Source organism: Sphingobium sp. TomMM15, from assembly GCF_055397045.1.
This window is the reverse complement of sequence record NZ_AP027314.1, coordinates 1898201-1918134: the sequence shown is the minus strand read 5'-3', so window position 1 is coordinate 1918134 and position 19934 is coordinate 1898201. Positions and strand designations below refer to the sequence as shown.

The 19934-nt window shown below is 62.3% G+C and carries 20 protein-coding genes; 10 read left to right on the top strand and 10 right to left on the bottom strand.

The annotated features are described in order from the left end of the window. Positions 1-100 precede the first annotated feature (100 nt). Together ACZ51H_RS09515 and ACZ51H_RS09510 are read left to right on the top strand one after the other, a co-directional pair. Positions 101-1882, top strand: a complete 1782-nt coding sequence (locus ACZ51H_RS09515) for a sensor domain-containing diguanylate cyclase (RefSeq protein WP_464801686.1) — start codon at positions 101-103, stop codon at positions 1880-1882. A gap of 99 nt (positions 1883-1981) precedes the next feature. Beyond that, a complete protein-coding gene (locus ACZ51H_RS09510; RefSeq protein ID WP_460986811.1) occupies positions 1982-2359 on the top strand; it encodes a MerC domain-containing protein in 378 nt (125 codons plus the stop codon). A 71-nt stretch (positions 2360-2430) separates the two neighbouring features. On the opposite strand, the gene glpX is transcribed toward ACZ51H_RS09510, so the two are convergent. Next, entirely contained in the window at positions 2431-3414 is a 984-nt protein-coding gene (gene glpX, locus ACZ51H_RS09505) for a class II fructose-bisphosphatase (RefSeq protein ID WP_460986810.1), read from the bottom strand. Between the two features lie 154 nt (positions 3415-3568). Between glpX and ACZ51H_RS09500 the strand changes: the two genes are divergently transcribed. Further along, a complete protein-coding gene (locus ACZ51H_RS09500; RefSeq protein ID WP_464801685.1) occupies positions 3569-3880 on the top strand; it encodes a hypothetical protein in 312 nt (103 codons plus the stop codon). A gap of 12 nt (positions 3881-3892) precedes the next feature. Here ACZ51H_RS09500 and ACZ51H_RS09495 read toward each other — a convergent pair whose 3' ends face one another. Further along, a complete protein-coding gene (locus ACZ51H_RS09495) occupies positions 3893-5197 on the bottom strand; it encodes a homoserine dehydrogenase (protein WP_464801684.1) in 1305 nt (434 codons plus the stop codon). A 96-nt stretch (positions 5198-5293) separates the two neighbouring features. Then, positions 5294-6133 carry a hypothetical protein gene (locus tag ACZ51H_RS09490; protein WP_464801683.1) on the bottom strand — a complete coding sequence of 280 codons (840 nt, stop codon included), beginning with the start codon at positions 6131-6133 and terminating at the stop codon, positions 5294-5296. Between the two features lie 267 nt (positions 6134-6400). On the opposite strand from ACZ51H_RS09490, the gene ACZ51H_RS09485 reads away from it, so the two are divergent. From ACZ51H_RS09485 to ACZ51H_RS09465, 5 genes are all read left to right on the top strand, one after another. Beyond that, the gene (locus ACZ51H_RS09485) at positions 6401-7057 is read left to right on the top strand and encodes an energy transducer TonB (protein ID WP_460986806.1); all 657 of its coding nucleotides are present in this window, start codon (positions 6401-6403) and stop codon (positions 7055-7057) included. A gap of 71 nt (positions 7058-7128) precedes the next feature. Further along, positions 7129-7887, top strand: a complete 759-nt coding sequence (locus ACZ51H_RS09480) for a MotA/TolQ/ExbB proton channel family protein (protein WP_449474194.1) — start codon at positions 7129-7131, stop codon at positions 7885-7887. Between the two features lie 113 nt (positions 7888-8000). Beyond that, positions 8001-8489: an ExbD/TolR family protein gene (locus ACZ51H_RS09475; protein ID WP_449474193.1), complete on the top strand. Its 489-nt coding sequence runs from the start codon at positions 8001-8003 to the stop codon at positions 8487-8489. Between the two features lie 20 nt (positions 8490-8509). Next, positions 8510-8932, top strand: a complete 423-nt coding sequence (locus tag ACZ51H_RS09470) for an ExbD/TolR family protein (RefSeq protein WP_196224597.1) — start codon at positions 8510-8512, stop codon at positions 8930-8932. Positions 8933-9118: 186 nt separating this feature from the next. Next, positions 9119-9436, top strand: a complete 318-nt coding sequence (locus ACZ51H_RS09465; RefSeq protein ID WP_464771331.1) for a PilZ domain-containing protein — start codon at positions 9119-9121, stop codon at positions 9434-9436. Positions 9437-9460: 24 nt separating this feature from the next. On the opposite strand, the gene ACZ51H_RS09460 is transcribed toward ACZ51H_RS09465, so the two are convergent. Both ACZ51H_RS09460 and ACZ51H_RS09455 read right to left on the bottom strand, forming a co-directional pair. Continuing rightward, positions 9461-11248, bottom strand: a complete 1788-nt coding sequence (locus tag ACZ51H_RS09460) for an ABC transporter transmembrane domain-containing protein (protein WP_464801682.1) — start codon at positions 11246-11248, stop codon at positions 9461-9463. A gap of 56 nt (positions 11249-11304) precedes the next feature. Further along, positions 11305-12591, bottom strand: coding sequence for a class I SAM-dependent methyltransferase (locus tag ACZ51H_RS09455; RefSeq protein ID WP_464801681.1), 1287 nt, complete (start codon positions 12589-12591; stop codon positions 11305-11307). 103 nt (positions 12592-12694) lie between these two features. Between ACZ51H_RS09455 and dgcA the strand changes: the two genes are divergently transcribed. Then, positions 12695-13672, top strand: coding sequence for an N-acetyl-D-Glu racemase DgcA (gene dgcA / locus ACZ51H_RS09450; RefSeq protein WP_464801680.1), 978 nt, complete (start codon positions 12695-12697; stop codon positions 13670-13672). Here the strand turns inward: dgcA and ACZ51H_RS09445 are convergent. The 5 genes from ACZ51H_RS09445 to ACZ51H_RS09425 all read right to left on the bottom strand — a co-directional run bounded on the left by ACZ51H_RS09445 (position 13666) and on the right by ACZ51H_RS09425 (position 18501). After that, positions 13666-14064, bottom strand: a complete 399-nt coding sequence (locus tag ACZ51H_RS09445) for a hypothetical protein (protein WP_464801679.1) — start codon at positions 14062-14064, stop codon at positions 13666-13668. The genes dgcA and ACZ51H_RS09445 overlap by 7 nt on opposite strands. Positions 14065-14152: 88 nt before the next feature. Next, positions 14153-15316, bottom strand: a complete 1164-nt coding sequence (locus ACZ51H_RS09440) for a mechanosensitive ion channel family protein (protein WP_464801678.1) — start codon at positions 15314-15316, stop codon at positions 14153-14155. Positions 15317-15341: 25 nt separating this feature from the next. Next, complete coding sequence (locus ACZ51H_RS09435) at positions 15342-16346, bottom strand: DNA topoisomerase IB (protein WP_464771325.1); 1005 nt, start codon at positions 16344-16346, stop codon at positions 15342-15344. 68 nt (positions 16347-16414) lie between these two features. Next, entirely contained in the window at positions 16415-17134 is a 720-nt protein-coding gene (locus ACZ51H_RS09430; protein ID WP_464801677.1) for a hypothetical protein, read from the bottom strand. Next, the gene (locus ACZ51H_RS09425; RefSeq protein ID WP_464801676.1) at positions 17134-18501 is read right to left on the bottom strand and encodes a putative O-glycosylation ligase, exosortase A system-associated; all 1368 of its coding nucleotides are present in this window, start codon (positions 18499-18501) and stop codon (positions 17134-17136) included. The genes ACZ51H_RS09430 and ACZ51H_RS09425 overlap by 1 nt, the downstream gene beginning before the upstream one ends. Before the next feature lie 200 nt (positions 18502-18701). Between ACZ51H_RS09425 and ACZ51H_RS09420 the strand changes: the two genes are divergently transcribed. After that, positions 18702-19931 (top strand): TIGR04063 family PEP-CTERM/XrtA system glycosyltransferase, encoded by a 1230-nt coding sequence (locus ACZ51H_RS09420; RefSeq protein WP_464801675.1) that lies wholly within the window; start codon positions 18702-18704, stop codon positions 19929-19931. Positions 19932-19934 lie beyond the last annotated feature (3 nt).

Here is a 19934-nt window from a genome sequence, read left to right as displayed (position 1 = left end):
TGCCCAAACTGTAAGATGATGAAAGTCATGCTTTTGTCGTCGTCCGGCGCCCCCTCATGGTTATTATATATTAAGGATGGTTGCTTAGGCAGAGGGCGTCATGCCTGCCATTCTCCGTTCTCCTTCTTCCAGACTGACGCCGCTGGTTGCTGGCATTGCCTATTTCCTGATGGCGACGCTCGCGATGCTATGCTCGCGGTTCGAAGGGGGACTCGCTTTTGTATGGGCCGCCAACGCGTTGCTGATGGCGGAATTGCAGACATCGGAAACCAGTTATTGGCCGCGCGTAATCGTGGCTTGCGGTATTGCCAGCATCATATCGACGACGCTGTTTGGCATGGGGCCATGGGCAGCGCTGCCCATGGCGTTTATCAATGTCGCCGAATCGCTGATCGTCGCGATCCTGTGCCGTCGGTTCATTCCCGTCCACCTGAGTGACGGGTCGAAGCGCTCCCTTCTCGTCTTCATCCTGGCACTTTGCATCCCTGCGAATATCATCGCTGGCACGGCTGCGGCGCTTGTCGCCTCGACCCTTACGCCTGTGTCCTTCGGCGCTTCATGGCTGCAATGGTATAGCGGCCATGTGCTGGGCGGCCTGGTCTGCACGCCGATCCTGACGATGCTGTTGCAGGGACAGGTTCGCGCCTGGGCTCGGGAGACATCCGGCAGGCAGAAGCTGGAGGCTTTGGCTCTTCTGGCCCTCTTCGCGGCCATGGTCGTCCATATATTCTACCTTGCACATTATCCGATGCTGTTCCTGCTATTCTTGCCGTTGGTCGCCATCGCGTTCCGGATCGGCTCATTAGGAACAGCTGCCGCCGTCGTGCTACTCGCTCTGATCGGCGGGGCGGCGACGATGACGGGCTACGGGCCGCTGAACTTAGTGGCGAGTAGCGTCGGTGAACGGACACAGCTGTTCCAGTTCTTCCTGGCTTTCAGTTTTCTATTGTCCATGCCGCTTGCAGCCGAACTGAACGGTCGCCGACGCCTGTTCCAGATGTTGCAGTCGAGCGAGGCCCGATATCGGGCCATAGCCGAACATAGCGGCGACCTGGTGTTGAACGTCAGCGTTGATGGCATCATCCAATATGCTTCGCCTTCAGCGGCCGAGCAGATCGGCTGCGCGCCCGCGGTGCTCGTGGGCCGTTCGGCGGACATCATGGTCGATCCCAAGGATCGCGCGGAGGTTCACGGGGCTCATCAGCGCGCTCTGGCACGGCCGGGCGACGTGCAGACAGTAGAGTTCCGCCCGGCAGCTTTCACCGAAGGGGTCGATTGGTGCGAGATGGTCACGCGTGCCGTGCTGGACGAACAGGGCCTTCCTACCGGGGTGATCAGCACGATCAGGGACATGTCGCGGCACAAGGCGCGGCAGAGGGCGCTGCAGCGCGTCGCGGCCGTGGATACGCTGACCGGCGCCGACAGCCGCTGGGCCTTCATCGAAAAACTCGACCAGGAAATCAAGCGGGTGGCGCGAGGCGCCAATGCCTGTCTGCTGATGATCGACATAGATCATTTCAAATCGGTCAATGATCGCTACGGCCACGGGGTAGGGGACAAGGTGCTCTCCAGCTTCGTCGAGCGCCTGCGTCCTGGCTTGCGCGGCGGGGACAGTATCGGAAGGCTTGGCGGAGAGGAGTTTGCGATCCTTCTGACGGGCACCGATATCCAGCGCGCGAGCATGGTTTGCGAACGATTACGGAACATGGTGTCCGCGCAGCGCATCAGCGCCGTCGGCAGCGAATCGATCGCCATTACCTTCAGCGCGGGACTTGTCGAACTTGACGGGCGGGCCAGCAGGGTTGATTTGCTCGACGCTGCGGACAAGGCGCTTTACCGCGCCAAGAATAGCGGGCGCAACTGCTTGCGGCTTGCCGCCTGAACCTCCTGCCCGGCTTCGAGAAAATGCATCGTTGATCTGCGCGAATATGTCAGATGATATGTTGTAACTTCATCTTGTCTGGCCTATGTACTGGCCACCATGCCAACCAGCATCCGCTCTCGCCTGTCAAATGGCCGCATCGATCGCATCGCGATTGCGGTGTCGGGCATGTGCGTCGCGCATTGCATCGGCACGGCGGTCCTGCTCGGCGTTCTTGCGTCGGCTGGCGGGGTTTTTGAGAATCCTCTCTTCCATGAGGTTGGGCTTGTGCTCGCTATCCTGCTGGGGGCGGTGGCGCTTGGGCATGGGGCCATGGAACATGGCTTCATGATGCCCGCGGCTGTCGGCTCGCTGGGTCTGGGCATCATGGCGGGTGCCATGACCCTTGATCATGGATGGCAGGAAAGTGCTTACACCTTGTTTGGCGTGGTGACGCTGGCCCTGGGGCATGATCTCAATCACCGGGCTGGACGATAAGGCAGCCTGACCGGAACGCATAGAAAAGGGGGCTTGTCGCCCCCTTTTTTCGTTATCGGCTTATATTCCGGTCAGGAATGCTTCCGGTCCAGATGATGATCGCCCTTGACCCAGCGAACCGTCCCGGTGCTGGCGCGCATCACGACGCTATCGGTGGTCAGCTTGCCGCCGGGCAGCCGCTTGACACCTGCTAGCAGGGAGCCGTCGGTAACGCCGGTCGCCGCAAAGATGCAGTCGCCCTTTGCCAGCTCCTTGAGGTCATAAACCTTGTCGAGGTCGGTGATGCCCCACTTGAACGCGCGCGCCCGTTCATCGTCATTGCGGAACAGCAGCTTACCCTTGAACTGACCGCCCACGCAGCGAAGTGCCGCGCACGCCAGCACGCCTTCAGGCGCGCCGCCCGAACCCATATAGATATCGATATTCGTTTCCGGATTGGTGGTCGCGATCACACCGGCGACGTCGCCGTCGGGGATCAGCATGATGCCGCATCCGATTGCGCGCAGTTCCGCGATCAGCTTTTCATGCCGGGGCCGGTCAAGAACGCAGACGATGAGCTCATGAGGATGAACGCCCTTTGCCTTCGCGACCGCTTCGACATTCTCTTTCACCGGCCTGTTGAGGTCGATGATGCCGTCCGGATAGCCCGGACCCACCGCCAGCTTTTCCATGTAAACGTCGGGCGCGTTCAGCAAGCCGCCTTCTTCCGAAATGGCGAGAACCGCGAGCGCGTTGGGACCGGCCTTAGCCGTGATCGTCGTCCCTTCCAGCGGATCGAGAGCGATGTCGATCTTCGGGCCTGATCCGATGGCGTTGCCGACCTTCTCACCGATGTAGAGCATCGGTGCTTCGTCGCGTTCGCCTTCGCCGATGACGACGGTGCCGTCCATGTAGAGGTCGTTGAATGCCATGCGCATCGCTTCGACAGCGGCAGCGTCAGCCGCTTTTTCGTCGCCGCGTCCAATCAGCTTCGAGGCGGCGATGGCGGCCGCTTCGGTGACACGCACCATCTCAAGCACCAGGACGCGATCGAGAACTGAGCTAGCCTGCACCATGATAATCCCTCTGCTGTCTCTTTGTGATCAGCGCGATAGGAGGTCATCCCCGCCTTGTCGAGCCATCCACCCGGACTCAGCCTGCTTTTCGCGGCGCCAATGCAACGGAAGGTCGTCTGTGGCGTTAAAATGCCAACAATGACAAGGGGTCGAAATGATGATCGCCGCGCTGCTTGCTGCCAGCCTCGTTCAGTCAGCGGCTCATCCTCCTCAACCTATCTCGGCTAAGGCAGCCCCGTGCCAGGCGGTGGCGACGCTGTGCATGTCCGGTCGGCCTGCTTCGGGCCGCCTGCCGTTGGAAGGCAGCACTAGACGCGCGGACAACAAGATGAGCGCCTATCGCTTTGATGCGCGGCCGTGCCGGATCATCGGAAACATGGGTTGCCCCAAGCAAGCCCGTCTGCGCCTGTTCAAACTTGGCGAACCTTTGCGCGAGACTTTGATGCGCAGCTTCGCGGCCCGTTAACGGCAGCCCTTTTCAGTCGAGAATATGCATGACCATCGGGGCCTGGAGCAGGCTGTCCGATCCTGCGAGCCGCCGCAACGTATCGAGGACGCACCGCTCTTCCCCCGCATGGGTGACGATCGCCATCAGCACGCTGTCATCGTGGCTTGCGCCGCGCTGGATCATGCTTTCGATCGACACACCGGCGTCGCGCGTCGCCGCGGCGATCTCGGCAAGGACGCCGGGGCGGTCCTGTACCTTGAAGCGTAGATAGCTGCGGCCAATCCGCGCGCCTGCGTCCGCTGCCGGTTGCCGCGCCAATGCCGAGACCGGCATCGCCAGGGCATCGCCATATTCATCGCGCGCGACGTCGATCAGATCTGCGACCACGGCCGATGCTGTAGGACCATCGCCTGCGCCCCGGCCCTGGAAGAAGAGGCGGCCGACGAAATTGCCTTCGGCCACGACGGCGTTGAGTGAACCGTCGACATGGGCAAGCGGATGATCGAGGGGGACGAGCATGGGGTGAACGCGCTGGAATAACCCGCCCTGTCCATTTTCGGCCATCCCGACCAGGCGAATGCGATAACCCATGGCCGCTGCTTCGGCGATGTCGGCGGCGATGACGTGGCGGATGCCCGTTACCGCGACGCTGCCAAAGTCCAGTTCCGTGCCGAAAGAGAGGCTGGCAAGAATGGTCAGCTTGTGCGCGGCATCGACACCGTCGATGTCGATGCTCGGGTCCGCTTCGGCATAGCCCAGTTCCTGCGCTTCCTTCAGCACATCGTCGAAACCGCGCCCTTCCTTCTCCATCGTGGTCAGGATGTAGTTGCAGGTGCCATTGAGGATGCCATAGACGCGGCTGATCTCATTGGCGGCGGCGCCTTCGCGCAGGCCCTTGATGACCGGGATGCCCCCGGCAACGGCCGCTTCATATTTGAGGGCAATGCCGGCTTTCTCCGCCAGCGTGGCAAGGTCAAGGCCGTGATGGGCCAGCATGGCCTTGTTGGCCGTGACGAACGGCTTACCCGCCGAAAGACACTGCCGGGCGAGGGTGAGCGCCGGGCCGTCGGCGCCCCCGATCAACTCCACCACGACATCTATATCGTCGCGGCCGGGCAGGGTGGTCATGTCGTCCACCCATTCATAGGGCGACAGGTCCACGCCCCGGTCCTTGGTGCGGTCACGCGCGGAAATGGCGACGATCTGGATCGGGCAGCCCGCGCGACGCGCGATCAGGTCTGCATTTGTCTGCAACAGCCGGATCACGCCACCGCCCACCGTGCCAAGGCCGACAAGCGCGACGCGCAGCGGGGCATGGCGGTGAAGATTGGTCATGATAGTGGCTGTCCTCAGGCTGATATAATGCCGCGCTGATAGCCGCCAACGCGCCGCTGTCCAAGAAAAAGGACAAGGGCGGCGCGTGAGGGGGCGTCAACGCGCGGAACGGCTGCGGCCGCAATTGCCGAGTGACTGGATGACAAAGGCATAATCGATCCGAGCCGCCTCCGCATCGACAGGAGCCAGCGCGCGAACCGAAGAGCCCGGCAGGGCGGGCGGCAGGCTGCAAGCCAGGCGATACCAGAGAAGGCTTCCGGGTGCAGGCGGCCGCGCCGCTTCATCGACGATTTCGCCCAGGGCAACGGCCCATTTCGGTTGCTGCCCTGGGCGGCGCAGGATGGAAAGGGATACCGGATCCCCCGTGGCCGTTCGCAGGAAAATCTGTGTCTCGCCTTCACCCGCGACCGTGCCTGCCACGTGGAAGGCGTCGCCAGGGCCGATGATGCGAGGCGGTGCGTTGGGAGCTACCAGTTCAGACAGAATGGCCTTCACCTGCTCGATCGCCGCAGTCGTGGCAGGAATTTGAGCGTCGCCCGCCACCAACTGGATTTCTCCCGGCCGTCCTCCTGGACGAGCAAACAGGATGACCTGCGTTTTCTTCAGCTTGGGAAGCTTTCCTCGGCCATTCAACGGCGCATCATAAAGATAGCGGACGCGTGGACTGATTCCCCCTTCGCCGCGAATCAGTGATGTGACTTCGGCCTCCACAAAGACCCGTTTTTGACCGGGCGGGACATTTTGGACCGTTTTTTCGGGTAGTGCAATTATGCTGCTGAGGCGTGCTATGGCTACCAGCGGAGCCGCGTCTGCCAAATCCGCGAAATCGGCATAGGAAAGGGTGGCGGACTTTGTGCCATCACTCGTCTGGGCCGCTGAAACCAGCGGAGATGCGGCGAAAATGAGGCATGTTGCGGCGGCGGTTTTGAAGGTCATGGAGGATTTTCTTTGCATGTTCGTCCTGCCTAAAGTCATCCGTGACAATGTTGTCACAGGCAAGTCATTCTGTATTAAAATGCTAATCGGAAATTATCCTGTCGATAAAGCGTTTGCGTGCCACGATGCGCCGCGATAGGAGTTTGCGCGGTAGCAAATGCGCGGAAGGGGGCCAAAGGTGGCCAGGGACGACCTGGTCAACTAGGGCCATTTTTGGCTTGTTTGCTTATAACAATGGTAAGTTGAGTTAAGGAGTGTCGTTGCCGAATGGCCTATGCTGACCACTCGCAAGGATCGAGTCGTACGATCTCGATCGTCATCGTCGCCCTGATTCACGCTGTTCTGGGTTATGCCTTTGTTACCGGCCTTGGCATGAAATATGTCAAAAAGGCGGCGGAACAGCTGAACGTGATCGACGTGAAGGAGGAACCGCCGCCACCGGATGAGGAGCCGCCGCCGCCGCCGCCAGACCAGCCGGTCGAGCCGCCGCCAGTGGTCGCGCCTCCGCCGATCGTCCAGACGCCAGCCCCCGCGCCGGCCATTGCCACGGTGCGTACGCCGCCGCCGGTTTTCAACCCGGTTCCGGTTGCTGCTCCACCGCCACCACCGCCGCCGCCACCTGCAGTGCCTGCTTCGCGTGCAACGCCGCGCAGTTCGCCCGGCAGCTGGCTTAGCGATGCGGACTATCCGAGCCGCGCGCAGCGTGAGGAGCGTTCGGGTACAGCGGGTTTTCGGCTCGAGATCGGCCCTGACGGTCGCGTCACGAGCTGCACCATCACCTCTTCGACCGGTCATTCCGATCTCGATGAGGCGACCTGCCGTCTCCTGCCGCGCCGCGCGAAGTTCAAACCGGCCACGGCAGCCGGGGGTGGCCCGATGTCGGATACCTATAATGGTCGCATCACCTGGCGACTGCCTGAATAATTGTAACGGGAAGGCTGGCGCCGCTGCCGCCTTCCCCTTCTATTGATCCTTTTGAGAGGGAAGTCTTGAAAATGTTGATGTATCTCGCAGCCGCGGCCGCGCCGAAATCGGAGAACCCTTACGGCTTGATGGAGGCCCTGCAGCAGGGCGGCACCATCGCCTGGACCGTGTTCCTCATCCTTTGCGCCATGTCGGTGGGCACATTCTACATCCTCTTCACCAAGCTGATCGAACAGCAGAAGGTCCTCAATCAGGGCAAGAAGGTTCGTGCAACCTTCTGGCGCGCCCCGACCCTCAAGGAAGGTTCGGCCAAGCTCGAAAAGAACTCGGCCTACAAGCAGATCGTCGATGACGGCATCAAGGCTCAGGAAGAACACACCAAGCTGACCGATCCTGTCGAAGCCCATGACTGGCTGCACGGTTCGCTTGCCCGTTCGGAAGCCTCGATCAACTCGAAGCTGGGCGGTGGTCTGGCGTTCCTCGCGACCGTCGGTGCGACTTCGCCGTTCATCGGTCTGTTCGGTACGGTTATCGGCATCTATCGCGCACTCATCAAGATCGGCGCTGCCGGTCAGGCCTCGATCGACGCCGTTGCCGGTCCGGTCGGTGAAGCTCTGATCATGACCGCGCTGGGTCTGGCCGTGGCCGTTCCCGCCGTGCTTGCCTACAACTTCCTGCAGCGTCGCAACAAGTCGATCGCCGAACAGCTGAATGGCTTCACCGTCGATCTGCTGGCTCACCTGGTGTCGAACGGCGCTGTTAAGCCTTCGTTCGCGACTGCCCCGGCTGCGCCTGCCGCCAAGACGGCTGCTGCTCCGACCAAGGCCTGATTGGGTCAAGGAGCCGGTGTGGGGGTTAGTGGACGGCTGCGACCGCTGCTTCCCCACCGGCCATGGGTCCCGAATAACGGGGCGCCATCGACACGCATGTTAGGAAATTATCAATGGCAATGAGTGTTGGCTCCGACGGCGGTGAAGACAAGCCGATGTCCGACATCAACACGACGCCGCTCGTCGACGTCATGCTGGTGTTGCTCATCATCTTCCTCATCGCGATTCCGGTCGTCGTCCAGACGGTTCAGCTACAGCTCCCCAAGGTCGCATTCGAGCCGACGACGACGAAGCCGGAGAATGTGTCGCTATCGATCACGCAGGCCAAAGACGGCAGCTGTGCGGTCTATTGGAACCTGACCAGGGTGTCTTCAAACGAACTGCTCGACCGCGCGGTCGCGAAGCTTGAAGCGGACATCAAGAAGGCGGGTGGCGTTGAAAACATGACGCCTGAGGATCTGCCCGAAGTACACATTCGTGGGGACATCAATACCCCCTATCGGTGCATCGGTGGCACCATCTACACGATGCAGCGCGCCGGTTTCCCGAAGGTCGGCTTCATCTCCGAACCCGAACCGGGTTCGACGGTGCAGCGGCTCTAAGTTTTTAGGAGTATCGCCCCATGGCAATGAGCGCCGGAAAAGATGATGGCGAGCCGATGATGGACATGAACACGACGCCGTTGATCGACGTCATGCTCGTTCTCCTCATCATGTTCATCATCACGATCCCGATCCAGACCCACGCGGTCAAGATCGACCTACCGCAGAACGCGCCACCGACCGACAGCGTCATCGACCCTGTCAAGAACAAGGTTGCGATTGATGCTGGCGGAATCATCACCTGGAACGGTTCGGCCATCGACCTTCTGACCCTGCGTCAGTATCTGCAGCAGTCGCTGCGGTTGCCGGTTGAACCCGAATTGCAGTTCCAGCCCGATGCTGCGACCCGCTATGTCGTCGTTGATCAGGTTCTGGCCGAGATCAAGCGCGCTGGCGTCACGAAGCTCGGCTTCGTGGGCAATGAACAATATGGAAACTTCTAAGAGCTGGCTACGCCGCCGCCGTCTGGCCGGGAATGTTCGACTTCCCGTTTCCGGGCGCGGGCTGGGGTGACGCAATCAGCTTTTGGTTATCTAAAGGGTCGCTTCGGTGGCCCTTTTTTTGGTCCCTGCCTCAACGGTTTCTTAACCCTAATGTGAGAAGTTCCACCCAAAGGAATGCATCTGATCATGGGCGCTGAATTGCACATGGACCTGAACCAAAAGCGCGGTCGCCAGACTGACCGGCGCTATGTTCAGGTGCCCGTCAAAGTGAGGCGGCCAAGCGAGAACTGGTTCAAGAGCAGTGTCGCCGACTTGTCAGTTCATGGCTTCCTCCTGCAGAGCTTCATGAAGCTGGCCGCAGGTGATTCCCTTTGGGTCATGCTGCCTGGATTCGAAGGACGACGCGCTCAAGTTCTCTGGACACGGGGCCATGAAGCAGGTTGCCGGTTCGAACGGCCCCTGCATCCCGCCATCCTTGATCATATTGTCCGGATCAGCGGATAATATAGCTTTGAAGGCCGATCTGCCTCAGGCCGCTGGTGCATCCTGAAACTGAAGGGTCGCCAGACGCGCGTACAGACCCTTTTCGGTCATCAGTGCGGCATGATTGCCCTGTTCCACCACGCGACCATTATCGAGTACGATGATCCGGTCAGCGGCGCGAACCGTTGCCAGCCGGTGAGCGATGACGATTGTCGTTCGCCCCTGCATCAGGCGCGCCAGTGCGTCCTGGACCAGCCGCTCCGATTCCGCGTCCAGAGCAGAGGTAGCCTCGTCCAGCAACAGGATTGGCGCATCGCGGAGCAGGGCGCGCGCGATCGAAAGGCGCTGCCTTTGTCCTCCGGAAAGCCGCGCTCCACCTTCGCCCAAAAATGTATCCAGCCCCTCGGGAAGGGCGCGCAGAAACGTCTCTGCATTGGCCGCACGCGCTGCTCCCCAAATCTCCTCGTCCGACGCGTCCCAGCGGCCAAAGCGCAGATTGTCCCGCGCCGATGCAGCAAAGATAACGCTGTCTTGCGGAACCATCGCCATCATATTCCGAACCGTTGCCGGGTCGGCATCCTTCAGATCGACGCCATTCAGCCGGATAGCCCCGGTCTCAGGATCATAGAAGCGTAGCGCGAGCTGTATCAGCGTGGATTTGCCTGCACCTGACGGCCCGACGACTGCCACTGTTTCACCCGCCGCAATATCGATCGAGATGCCGTGCAGCGCGGCATCGCCCGGTCGCGTGGGATAGCTGAAATGCACACCATCGAACTGGAGGTTCGCGCCTTGTGGAAGTTGGGGAATCGGTTTGGGCAAAGCAGGAGCGACGATTTCGGGCTTTGCCGTCATAAGCTCATGCAAGCGGCTCGCCGCGCCAGCACCCCGGAGCAGGTCGCCCCAGGTTTCCGACAGCGCGCCAAATGCGCCCGCAACCAGGCCGCCGGTGAGAACAAACGCCGCGATACTGCCGCCCGAAAGCCTGCCCGCCGCGACATCCAGGGCGCCTTGCCACATCACCGCAGTGATCGATCCAAAGACCAGAGCGATGACAACCGCTGTCATCGCCGCGCGGAGGAGGATACGGCGCCGGGCCGTCGCAAATCCTGCTTCCACCGTGGTGTCGAAGCGCGCGGATTCCCGCGCCTCCTGCCCGAAAGCCTGAACGATCTTCATGGCGCCCAGCACTTCGGACGTTACGCTGCCTACGGCGGCCAGCCTGTCCTGACTGGCGCGGGAGAGAAGCCGTACGCGGCGGCCGAGGCTGATCATCACGACCAGAATGATGGGGATGCCAAGCACCAGAAGGCCCGCGAGCTTGGGCGCGAGCGCGAAGAGGTAGATGAGGCCACCCACCCCTGTGACCAGATTGCGCAGGGCGACAGACACAGTCGAGCCGACGATCTGGTCAATGATAGCGGTGTCCGCCGTCATCCGCGACGCGATTTCAGATGGCCGGTTCTCTTCGAAAAAGCGGGGTTCCAAGCGCAGCAGATTGGCCTGCGTCGCCGATCGGATATCGGCCACCACCCGTTCCCCAAGCCAGGACACAAAGTAGAAGCGTGCCGCCGTTGCCAGGGAAAGGATCAGCACGATCAAAGCCAGATACTGAAACCACCGGCTGATATCGCCGCCGCCCATGAATCCGCGGTCGATGACCAGGCGGAAGCCGCTGGGGATGGCGAGTGTCGCGGCGGATGAGACGATGAGCGCGGCGAGCGCGGCGGCGATCCGTCCGGGATAGCGTGTGGCGAAGCGCCACAACATGGCGAGGCTGCCAAGGGACGAACGCGCGCCGCCGCGCGGCATGGGCTTTTCCGCATCTTGCATGGTCGCGCGCTTAGCAGCCCCCAGCGCAAGCCTCAACGAGGATCAGCGGCGCCGCGTCAGCTGGAAGGTGTAATCTCCGCCGCCAGCGTCATGATGCGGCGGGCGGCCGTGCGCCCGGTCAGGGCGTAGGCCATGTCGCCAGCTTCCCAATAGGCGATGATATCGGTTGCGCGCCGGGCGATCAGGGGATGTCCTTCTGCAGGCGTTTCGGCTTTGTCCGCAAAGAAGGAGAGTTGTTCGCCTGCGGGTGTCACGATCGAGATGGCTATGGCCGGACTGTCCGGCGTCGGAAAGAGCTGAACGTCGGTAACGCGCCAGCTGCGGGGAAAAGATGGCAAAATGATCCCGGTCGAACGGCGTATTTCCTCGCTGTTGAGGGTCGCGCTTTCCACCTGAGACGCCATATTTTGCCGTAACAGCCCGGCGCGGTGCGACGCCGCTGCTTCGTCGAGGAAGGGACTGGCCTGCGCCGCCTGCGGAAACTCGCCCAACGCACCTCTCGCGATCCAGCCAGTCGCCAGCAGGGCTGCGATCGCGGCTGTCCGGCGCAAATGCTGCCAGCCGCGCCCGCTTTCATTATCGTTGGCGACCGGGATCGACATGTCACGCGTGCGCCCAACCAGCGTGCCCTTGGTGCCGTCATGCATCAGGCGGAAATCGATGTGCGGCCAGCGCTGACGCCAGCGTTGCGCCACGATTCGTTCGCCCGGCCTCGCCGCGTCATCCAGCAAGACAACGGCGTTGGGCGACAGCCGTGCAAACAGGCTGTCCGCTGCGCCCCGTACCAGTGGATGGACCGACCATGGCGGCCCGTCGATGATCAGGAGGTCGATGCGCTCAGGCAGATCGTCCAGCGCATACCAGCGCCCCGGCCAATCGCCGCTCTCCGATGCCAGCGGCGCATGGCGCAGGTCGGCTTGCAGACCATGATCGCAGAGCCAGTTGCGGGTAGCATCGACAAAGCCGCCATGCTGGTCAAAGCTGGTCAGGCGGCCTCCGCCATGCATCGCCAAGGCCTTGGCCGCAACCAATGTGGAAGCGCCAGCGCCCAGTTCCACGACCTGCGCAGGCCGCAAGCGCGCAATCTCCCGCACGATATGGCGCAGGAAACCGACATCCGCCTTCCAGCTGCCAAGATGGGGAAGCGCATCATGGGGCAGGTTCAACTCATCCATCAGAGCGCGTTTGTCGGCTTTGCGCCCACCCGAAAGGCTGGCGAGCAGCCACGGCCAACTGATCGCCCCAAAACCGATGCGCCATGCCAGATCGGACATCCGGCGTTGTGTCGCACCGTCCTCCTGTTCGGCCAGGGAAAGAAAGCCGGTCAATTCGCGGGAAGTCACGATGCACCCATCCTTACTTTAGATTTGGCGGGACTATGCGGCGGCCCGCGATTTTCGCATAGAGCCTGTGTCCGCTCCTTAACTTGCCGCTCAGGAAACGTCGATGACACGTATAATTTCCGCCACTATCGAACGCTGGCCGGTAGCGGGCGCCTTCATCATCAGCCGGGGCGCCAAAACCTCTGTGGACGTCGTGGTCTGTACCGTGAGCGATGGCGTACATGTGGGCAGGGGCGAAGGCACGCCGATCTATTATGAGGGAGAAACCGCCGAAGGCTGTGCCGCCGCCATCAACGCCTATCAGGGGCCGCTGGATCGCGAGGCACTGCTGGAAGCGATGCCCCGAGGCGCGGCGCGCAACGCGCTTGACTGTGCGTTGTGGGACCTGGAGGCCAGGCAGGCGGGCAATCCCGTTTGGCAACTGGCAGGCGTTCAACCCCCCGCACCGCTGCCCACCGCCTTCACCATCAGCCTGAATGATCCCGACCAGATGGAAGCCGACGCCCGTACCGCGGCGGCCAGGGGCTTTGCCCTGTTGAAATGCAAGCTGACGGGTGAGGGGGACAGGGAACGGATCGCGGCGGTTCGCGTCGGGGCGCCCGGTGCGCGGCTGATCGTCGATGCCAATGAAAGCTGGCACGATCTCGATATCGCGGCGGAAGCGTGCGCTCTCGCCGAACTCGGCGTGGAAATGGTGGAGCAGCCGGTTTTTCACGGGCGTGAGGACAGGCTGGTGGGCGTCAAGGCGCCGCTCCCACTCTGCGCGGACGAAAGCTGCCACACTCGCGCCGACCTTGATCGACTGGGGGACTTTGACGCGGTCAATATCAAGCTGGACAAGGCGGGCGGGTTGACCGAGGCGCTGGCTCTTGCCCGTGCCGCAAGGGAGCGGGGCTTCCGCATCATGGTTGGTTGCATGCTCGGCACGTCGCTCGGGATTGCCCCTGCGGCGTTGGTCGCGCAGGGCGCCGACTGGGTAGACCTGGACGGTGCCCTGCTGCTGGCCAAGGACAGGGATGGCGCCCTCGCCTTGCGGGACGGCATGCTGCAGCCGGGCACGCTTTGGGGCACGGGTCAGTAACCTAGCGTCAGGCCCACGGCATAATATTTGGGACCGACATTGCCTTTCACGCGCAGCTTCGGGACGATCGGCATCGCGATGGTGGCATAGGGTCGGCTGTTGTCACCGCTGAACCGAATGCCCGCGCCGATCGTCGCAAAGGCTGGCAGGCTGTAGGTCGCCTCGACCCGGCCATACAGCTTTGCCTCGCCATCGCGCAGGTAGACGCCCGCACCGGGGGTCAGGCTGAAACCCGCCACGTCCAGTGCATAGCCAGCGCCGATTTCGGTGCCCCAATGACCATTCGCCCGGCCGTAATTGACTTCCGCCCCAAGCCCTTCGGCATGCGCTGCAGGAGCGATGGCGAGGGAGCTTACCAGTGCAGCGGCGGCGAGTTTGGCGCGTGAAATCATCTTCAATCCCCAATCAGCGATGCTGCTGCCTGACCGGCTGACAGGGCCGATGCAAGCAAGGGGAAGGTGAAGCGAATCGAAAACCCGCTCAGGTGAGCCGCGCAGCCCCCCCATGGTCGATGTGGATGGGATCGGGATAGGGCATGATCGTCCGCCCGTCCGGCGCTGCGGTAAAACTCGTCTGGGTGGGATAGGCAAATTCAATGCCTTCCGCCTTGAACCGCTTCCAAATCGCAAGGCCGATGCGATGGCGCGATTGAAAATAATCATGCGTGTCGGGGTAGGGCACATCGAAGTTGAGTTCGTAATCCAGCGAGCTCGCGCCAAAGCGCACCAACCCGGCATTGACGAAATGCATGCCTTCGTCCGTTACGATCTTCTCAAGCAGGGCAGGGATGGCATCGGCCTTTTCATCTGGCGTCTGGTAGATGATCCCGATGGCAAAGGTCACCCGACGCTGCTCCAGCGTTTGAAGGCTGGTAATCTCCTTTTGCAGGAGGTTGGCGTTGGAGATGACCTTCTTCTCGCCCGTCATGGCGCGCAGGCGTGTGCTCTTGAGGCCGATGCGTTCGACCCGTGCGGTCGTCTGGTCATAGGTGATGACTTCGCCCCGGCGGAAGGGCTTGTCGAAGATGATCGACAGGGCAGCGAACAGGTCGGAGAAGATGCCCTGCGCCGCGAGGCCGATGGCGATGCCGCCGATGCCAAGGCCCGCGACCAGACCCGTCACGTTGACGCCCAGATTGTCGAGTACGACCACCAAGGCGATGGCGAACAGGCCGAAGGTCACGAGGACGCGGATCAACCCCATGGCGTTGGCCAAGGTTTCGCCATGAGCGTCTTCGCCAACGGTCTTGCGTTCAACGAGGCCCAGGATGATCTCGCGCGCCCAGATGGCCGCCTGGAAAACGGCGGCGATGGTGAAGAGGAAGGCCACCGTCTTCATCACCATCAGAGGCGGATTGGCGTAGCTGACCACCAGCCGCGCGGCGACCAAGGCCATGAAGAAGTGGGTGGTCCGGGCGATGGCACGGCCAACGACGTTGGAAACGCCAAGCGTGCTGCCCGGCTTGCCCCTGAACCGCTTCCCGAATTGCCGCAACGCGGCGAGGGCGAGATAGATGGCGACGCCGATCCCGACGGCGATCACTATCTGCAAAGAGTGAATGGCAAACCAGTTCGTCGTGGCGTGCCACATTTCCGAAAGGTTGGGAGCGCGAACCGTGAAGGCCGGGTCATTCTTTGCAGCCATGGGGATCCCTGAAAAATCTAAGCGGTCAGGCCGCCAGAGGAAGAGAGGAGCTTGCCCCGCATTCTTCCAGAAAGGCGATCAGTCCGCGTTCGTAGCGGGTGAGATAGCGCGTACTGCGCGGCAAGCGAAGCCCTGCCCGCCATTCATCCTGTCCCGACTTGCACAATTCGATCAGCGCTGGATGAATATAGCTTTTACGGCTGATGGCGGGGGTGTTGCCGAGGGCTTCGGCCACTGGCGCGACCATCTGCGCGAGCGATACAGGGCCGGAGGCTAAAGCCTCGAAGGCGACGGCCGATGCGCCCCATGTGCGGAAATGCTTGGCGGTGAAGTCATGCCGCATGGCTTCCGCTATATAGGCGTTCACGTCTCCGGAAGTGATCGGCCGGGCGATCCCTTCCTCGTCCAGATATTGGAACAGATGCTGCCCCGGCAGGTCCTGCATCGCGCGCACAAAGCGGAGCAGCCGCCGGTCGCTGATCGTCAGGTCATGTTCGCGCCCCGACTTGGCACGATAGCGCAACCGCAGCTTCTGCCCGCTAAGGTCGACATGGCGGCGGCGCAGCGTCGTGGCGCCGAAGCTCTTGTTCGCTGTGGCATATTGTTCGTTGCCCACGCGCACCTTGGCAAGGTCGAGCAGGCGCACGACTGCGGCCAGGGTCCTTTCCTTGCGCAGGCCGCGGATTGACAGGTCAGCCTCTATGCGCGCGCGCAGGCGGGGCAGCGCGCGGCCGAACAAGGCGCAGCCGCCGTATTTCTCCGCCTCTCGCGCGGCGCGGAACTCCGGATGATAGCGATATTGCTTGCGGCCCCTGTCGTCATAGCCGGTCGCCTGTATATGGCCATGCGGTAGCGGGCAGAACCAGCAATCCCGATAGGCGGGCGGCATGCCGATGGCGTTAAGCCTGTCGATCTCGTCCCGGTCGGTGATCCGCGTGCCATCGGCAAGGAAATAGGCCCATCCCCGTTTCAATGGGCGGCGCGCTATTCCCGGCAGGCTGTCATTGGCGTGGACGAGGCGTTGCGGCATTTGGCTCCTTCTCAAGAGCCATTAACCCGCCTTACCGCGCTTGCGTTCCCCGGCCTCGACGCGTGGGGTCAGGATCGGCCGGGCTGTGAGCCGGTCAAGCGCCAACGAAGCGCTCCGCTGCTGCGCAAGCGCCAATGCTCAGGATGGCGGCGGATGACCGATAGATGTGCGAGGGTCAGGGTCGCTGCCAATATCGCGGCGGGCATGGCGATCATCGCCATATCGGGCAGCAGCAGAGCGATCGCGAAGAAGCCCAGGGCTGTGGCTGCGGCGATGATGGTGGACCGTGCTTCGCCATCCGGCCCGCGCATCCAGAATATGCAGCCGCTTACACCTAGCGCGAAAGCCATGGCGAGCCGGGCGGGCTGACCCTGCCCCGCAAGGCCGCAGCCGATGAGCAGCAGAAGGATGAGGAGCGCGATCCCGGCACGGGGCAGACGGCCAAGCAGATAGGCTCCGGCAGGATAAAGCAGCAGCTCCGCCATCAGCACCGCTGCCAAGATCGATCCGGCAAGTGCCGCCTGCTCTGGCCCGGCGATGACCGCCACCACTGCCGTGGCAGCCCAGGGAACGAGGCGTTCGGGCGCCATGCGAATATGGCTGACCCAGCCGCGCAGGCCCGCGCGGGTTTCCCATCGCCGGTCCGCAAGGCGCAGTTGGAAAGCCGCGATAATGAACAGCGCTTCCACGCCCCATGGCAGGAATTCCCTGCCGATCATGGGCGACGCCAGCACCAGTCCGAGCAACAAGCCATGGGCGATGCCCAGAATGCGGAGTTCTCCGCTCATCATACTCCCCCTGTGATCGGCTTTGAGGGCCGGAACGGAATGGCCGGGGCTCGCGTACCTTCCCGCTGCTTGCGCGTGAGATAGGTGTCGAGGCCGATTTGCAGCGATAGCATCATGAAGATGAAGGGTTGGTAAGCGATGCCGACGAACAGCGAACCGATCATGTAGATGACATGGCCCTGCTGAAGCGCCAGCGCGAAGGGCGCGACCCATGCCTCGCCCGGACCATCGCGGCCCCGATAACGTCGGCGGATCGATTCGGTGCGGATGAAGCAGATGAAGTGGATCAGCAGCCACAGCGCGAAGCCGAAATAGCCCTGCTCGCCCAGCATCTCGAAATAAGCGCTGTGGTAGGCGCGGCCCTTGTCAGTAACGAGCCGCCGCTCCATGCGCGACCCGCCGCTGTCGGTCACTCGTTCCTGCATGAAATAGGTGAAGCTGTTCTGAAGGTAATTGTCGAAGCCGCCGCCGCCGGGATGCTCTCTCACATAGTCCAGCGTCCATTTCCAAACGGCGAGGCGGGTGGAAGCGCTTTCGTCGCCCTGATGATTCTCTATGGTGGACATGCGCTGGGTGAAGCTGGCGGGCAAGAAGGGGATGGCGGCAAGCGCGGCCACAGCCAGCAATGGGCCATAGACGAACCGCCGCTTCGACCGCATCAGCATCATGCCAGCAAGGATGACAATGCAGACGAGGCCCGTGCGGGCTTCGGTGCCGATCGGCATCAACAGGCAGGCGAAGCACAGCGCATAGGCGAAGGTTCGCACCCGCCAGTCCGGCGGAAAGATGGTGCCGTGTTTCGCCAGCCAAAGGATGAGCGGGATCAGCGAGATGGCGACGCAGCTGATGATGCTGCCTTCGTACAGGCCGCTATTATTATCGACCATCAGGTTGAGGACGCCATAGCCCCCGCCCGACAGCGCCGTCTTCATCCCGCCATTGATGATGATCGTACTCGCGCACAGAACCATGAACAGCGCCAGCGCCTCCAGCCGCAGCCGGGTGCGCAGGGTGAGCGGCAGGAAGATCGCGAAGATCATCGCCTTCCACACCCATTCCCACTTGGTATGCGCGTTAAGCGGGAAGTCGGCCGTCGCGGTCGTATAGCCGCACCAGGCCAGCAAGATCAGCAGCAGCAATTGCCGCATGGAAAAGCGGCAGTCCGTCTTCTTGTCCACCAGCAGCCATGCGCCCACCGCCAGAGCAAAGGCGATGGCGGAAATCGGGATGCGGTTCAGCAGGAAATAGGACAGCCGCTGCGGCGAGACGATGTCGATATAGGCGTAGACGGCGACTAGCAGGAATGGACGCCGCAGCCCCAGCAGGAAGAAGGCGCCAAGGAAGGCGAGGAAGAAGAGATCACGCATCGCGCGATTGCTCCACCTGTGATTCGTCATCAAGGTCGGGGCGCGACAACAGCCGCCACGCCGCCAGCATGATCACGCCATGGCTGATCAGCAGGGAAAGGGCGTCAATCATCGCGCGAAGGGTTCTTCCATGGCCACGGCCTTTCCCTAGCGCGGCAGAGTTGACGGGCCGTTAAACCTTTTCCGGCACAAGAAGCGTCATGACTCGGATACTCCATGTGCTCGATCACAGCCTGCCGATGCATAGCGGCTACACCTTCCGCACGCGTGCGATCCTGCGAGCGCAAATGGCGCAGGGCTGGGATGTGCGGGGAATCACCGGATTGCGTCACGGCGCCAAAGGCCCAGCAGAAGAGGTCGTGGACGGCCTTCATTTTCATCGCACGCCGGGCACACCGGCAACCGGCAATCCGTTGCTGCGCGAATGGCGAGACATCGCGGCGCATGCGGACGCGATCGATTCGCTGATCGCTCGGTGGCGGCCGGACGTAATCCATGCCCACTCGCCCGTGCTGAACGCCATGGCGGCTCAACGCGCGGCCAAGCGGCACGACATTCCGATGATCTACGAAATCCGCGCCTTCTGGGAGGATGCAGCGGTCGGAAACGGCACCGGCACCGAAGGCAGCCCGCGCTATTGGCTGACCCGGCAACTGGAAACCCATGCGGTGCGCGCGGCCGATGCCGTCGCGGTCATCTGCGAAGGGCTGCGTGACGATCTGGTTGCGCGCGGGATCGATCCGGCCAAGATCATCGTTTCGCCCAACGGCGTGGATATGGAGCAATTCGGAACACCGGTGCCGCGCGATCCGGCGCTTACCGCAAGGCTGGGGCTTGAGGGCGCCGATGTGGTCGGCTTCATCGGCAGCTTCTACGATTATGAAGGTCTGGATGACCTCATCGCCGCGATGCCCCGGCTGGTGCGCGCGCGGCCCAAGGTCAAGCTGCTGCTGGTAGGCGGCGGTCCGCGCGAACAGGCACTGCGCGACCAGGCGACGGCCTCGCCCTTCGCCGACCATATCGTTTTCGTAGGGCGCGTCCCTCATGATGAGGTCGAGGATTATTATGCGCAAGTCGATGTCCTCGCTTATCCGCGCAAGGCGATGCGGCTCACCGACCTTGTGACCCCGCTCAAACCGCTGGAGGCGATGGCGCAGGGGCGGCTGGTGGCTGCCTCTAATGTCGGCGGTCATCGCGAGTTGATTGAGCATGGGGTGACCGGCACGCTGTTCGCGCCCGGCGATCCGGCGGCGATTGCGGCCGCTTTGGCAGAGATGTTCGCTGATCGTGGTTTCTGGGACGATCGGCGGGCAACGGCCCGCGCCTTTGTCGAGCGGGAGCGTAACTGGTCGTCAAATATTCTGCGTTATGGGCCTGTCTATGAGCGGTTGCTGGCGCAGCGGATCGCGCGCGTTCGCGCCGCCGCCTGAACG

Bases quoted from the DNA above. Each gene is read 5' to 3' on its own strand.
- ACZ51H_RS09515 (WP_464801686.1), top strand. From the start codon at position 101: ATGCCTGCCATTCTCCGTTCTCCTTCTTCCAGACTGACGCCGCTGGTT.
- ACZ51H_RS09510 (WP_460986811.1), top strand. From the start codon at position 1,982: ATGCCAACCAGCATCCGCTCTCGCCTGTCAAATGGCCGCATCGATCGC.
- glpX (WP_460986810.1), bottom strand. From the start codon at position 3,414: ATGGTGCAGGCTAGCTCAGTTCTCGATCGCGTCCTGGTGCTTGAGATG.
- ACZ51H_RS09500 (WP_464801685.1), top strand. From the start codon at position 3,569: ATGATGATCGCCGCGCTGCTTGCTGCCAGCCTCGTTCAGTCAGCGGCT.
- ACZ51H_RS09495 (WP_464801684.1), bottom strand. From the start codon at position 5,197: ATGACCAATCTTCACCGCCATGCCCCGCTGCGCGTCGCGCTTGTCGGC.
- ACZ51H_RS09490 (WP_464801683.1), bottom strand. From the start codon at position 6,133: ATGACCTTCAAAACCGCCGCCGCAACATGCCTCATTTTCGCCGCATCT.
- ACZ51H_RS09485 (WP_460986806.1), top strand. From the start codon at position 6,401: ATGGCCTATGCTGACCACTCGCAAGGATCGAGTCGTACGATCTCGATC.
- ACZ51H_RS09480 (WP_449474194.1), top strand. From the start codon at position 7,129: ATGTTGATGTATCTCGCAGCCGCGGCCGCGCCGAAATCGGAGAACCCT.
- ACZ51H_RS09475 (WP_449474193.1), top strand. From the start codon at position 8,001: ATGGCAATGAGTGTTGGCTCCGACGGCGGTGAAGACAAGCCGATGTCC.
- ACZ51H_RS09470 (WP_196224597.1), top strand. From the start codon at position 8,510: ATGGCAATGAGCGCCGGAAAAGATGATGGCGAGCCGATGATGGACATG.
- ACZ51H_RS09465 (WP_464771331.1), top strand. From the start codon at position 9,119: ATGGGCGCTGAATTGCACATGGACCTGAACCAAAAGCGCGGTCGCCAG.
- ACZ51H_RS09460 (WP_464801682.1), bottom strand. From the start codon at position 11,248: ATGCAAGATGCGGAAAAGCCCATGCCGCGCGGCGGCGCGCGTTCGTCC.
- dgcA (WP_464801680.1), top strand. From the start codon at position 12,695: ATGACACGTATAATTTCCGCCACTATCGAACGCTGGCCGGTAGCGGGC.
- ACZ51H_RS09445 (WP_464801679.1), bottom strand. From the start codon at position 14,064: ATGATTTCACGCGCCAAACTCGCCGCCGCTGCACTGGTAAGCTCCCTC.
- ACZ51H_RS09440 (WP_464801678.1), bottom strand. From the start codon at position 15,316: ATGGCTGCAAAGAATGACCCGGCCTTCACGGTTCGCGCTCCCAACCTT.
- ACZ51H_RS09435 (WP_464771325.1), bottom strand. From the start codon at position 16,346: ATGCCGCAACGCCTCGTCCACGCCAATGACAGCCTGCCGGGAATAGCG.
- ACZ51H_RS09430 (WP_464801677.1), bottom strand. From the start codon at position 17,134: ATGAGCGGAGAACTCCGCATTCTGGGCATCGCCCATGGCTTGTTGCTC.
- ACZ51H_RS09425 (WP_464801676.1), bottom strand. From the start codon at position 18,501: ATGCGTGATCTCTTCTTCCTCGCCTTCCTTGGCGCCTTCTTCCTGCTG.
- ACZ51H_RS09420 (WP_464801675.1), top strand. From the start codon at position 18,702: ATGACTCGGATACTCCATGTGCTCGATCACAGCCTGCCGATGCATAGC.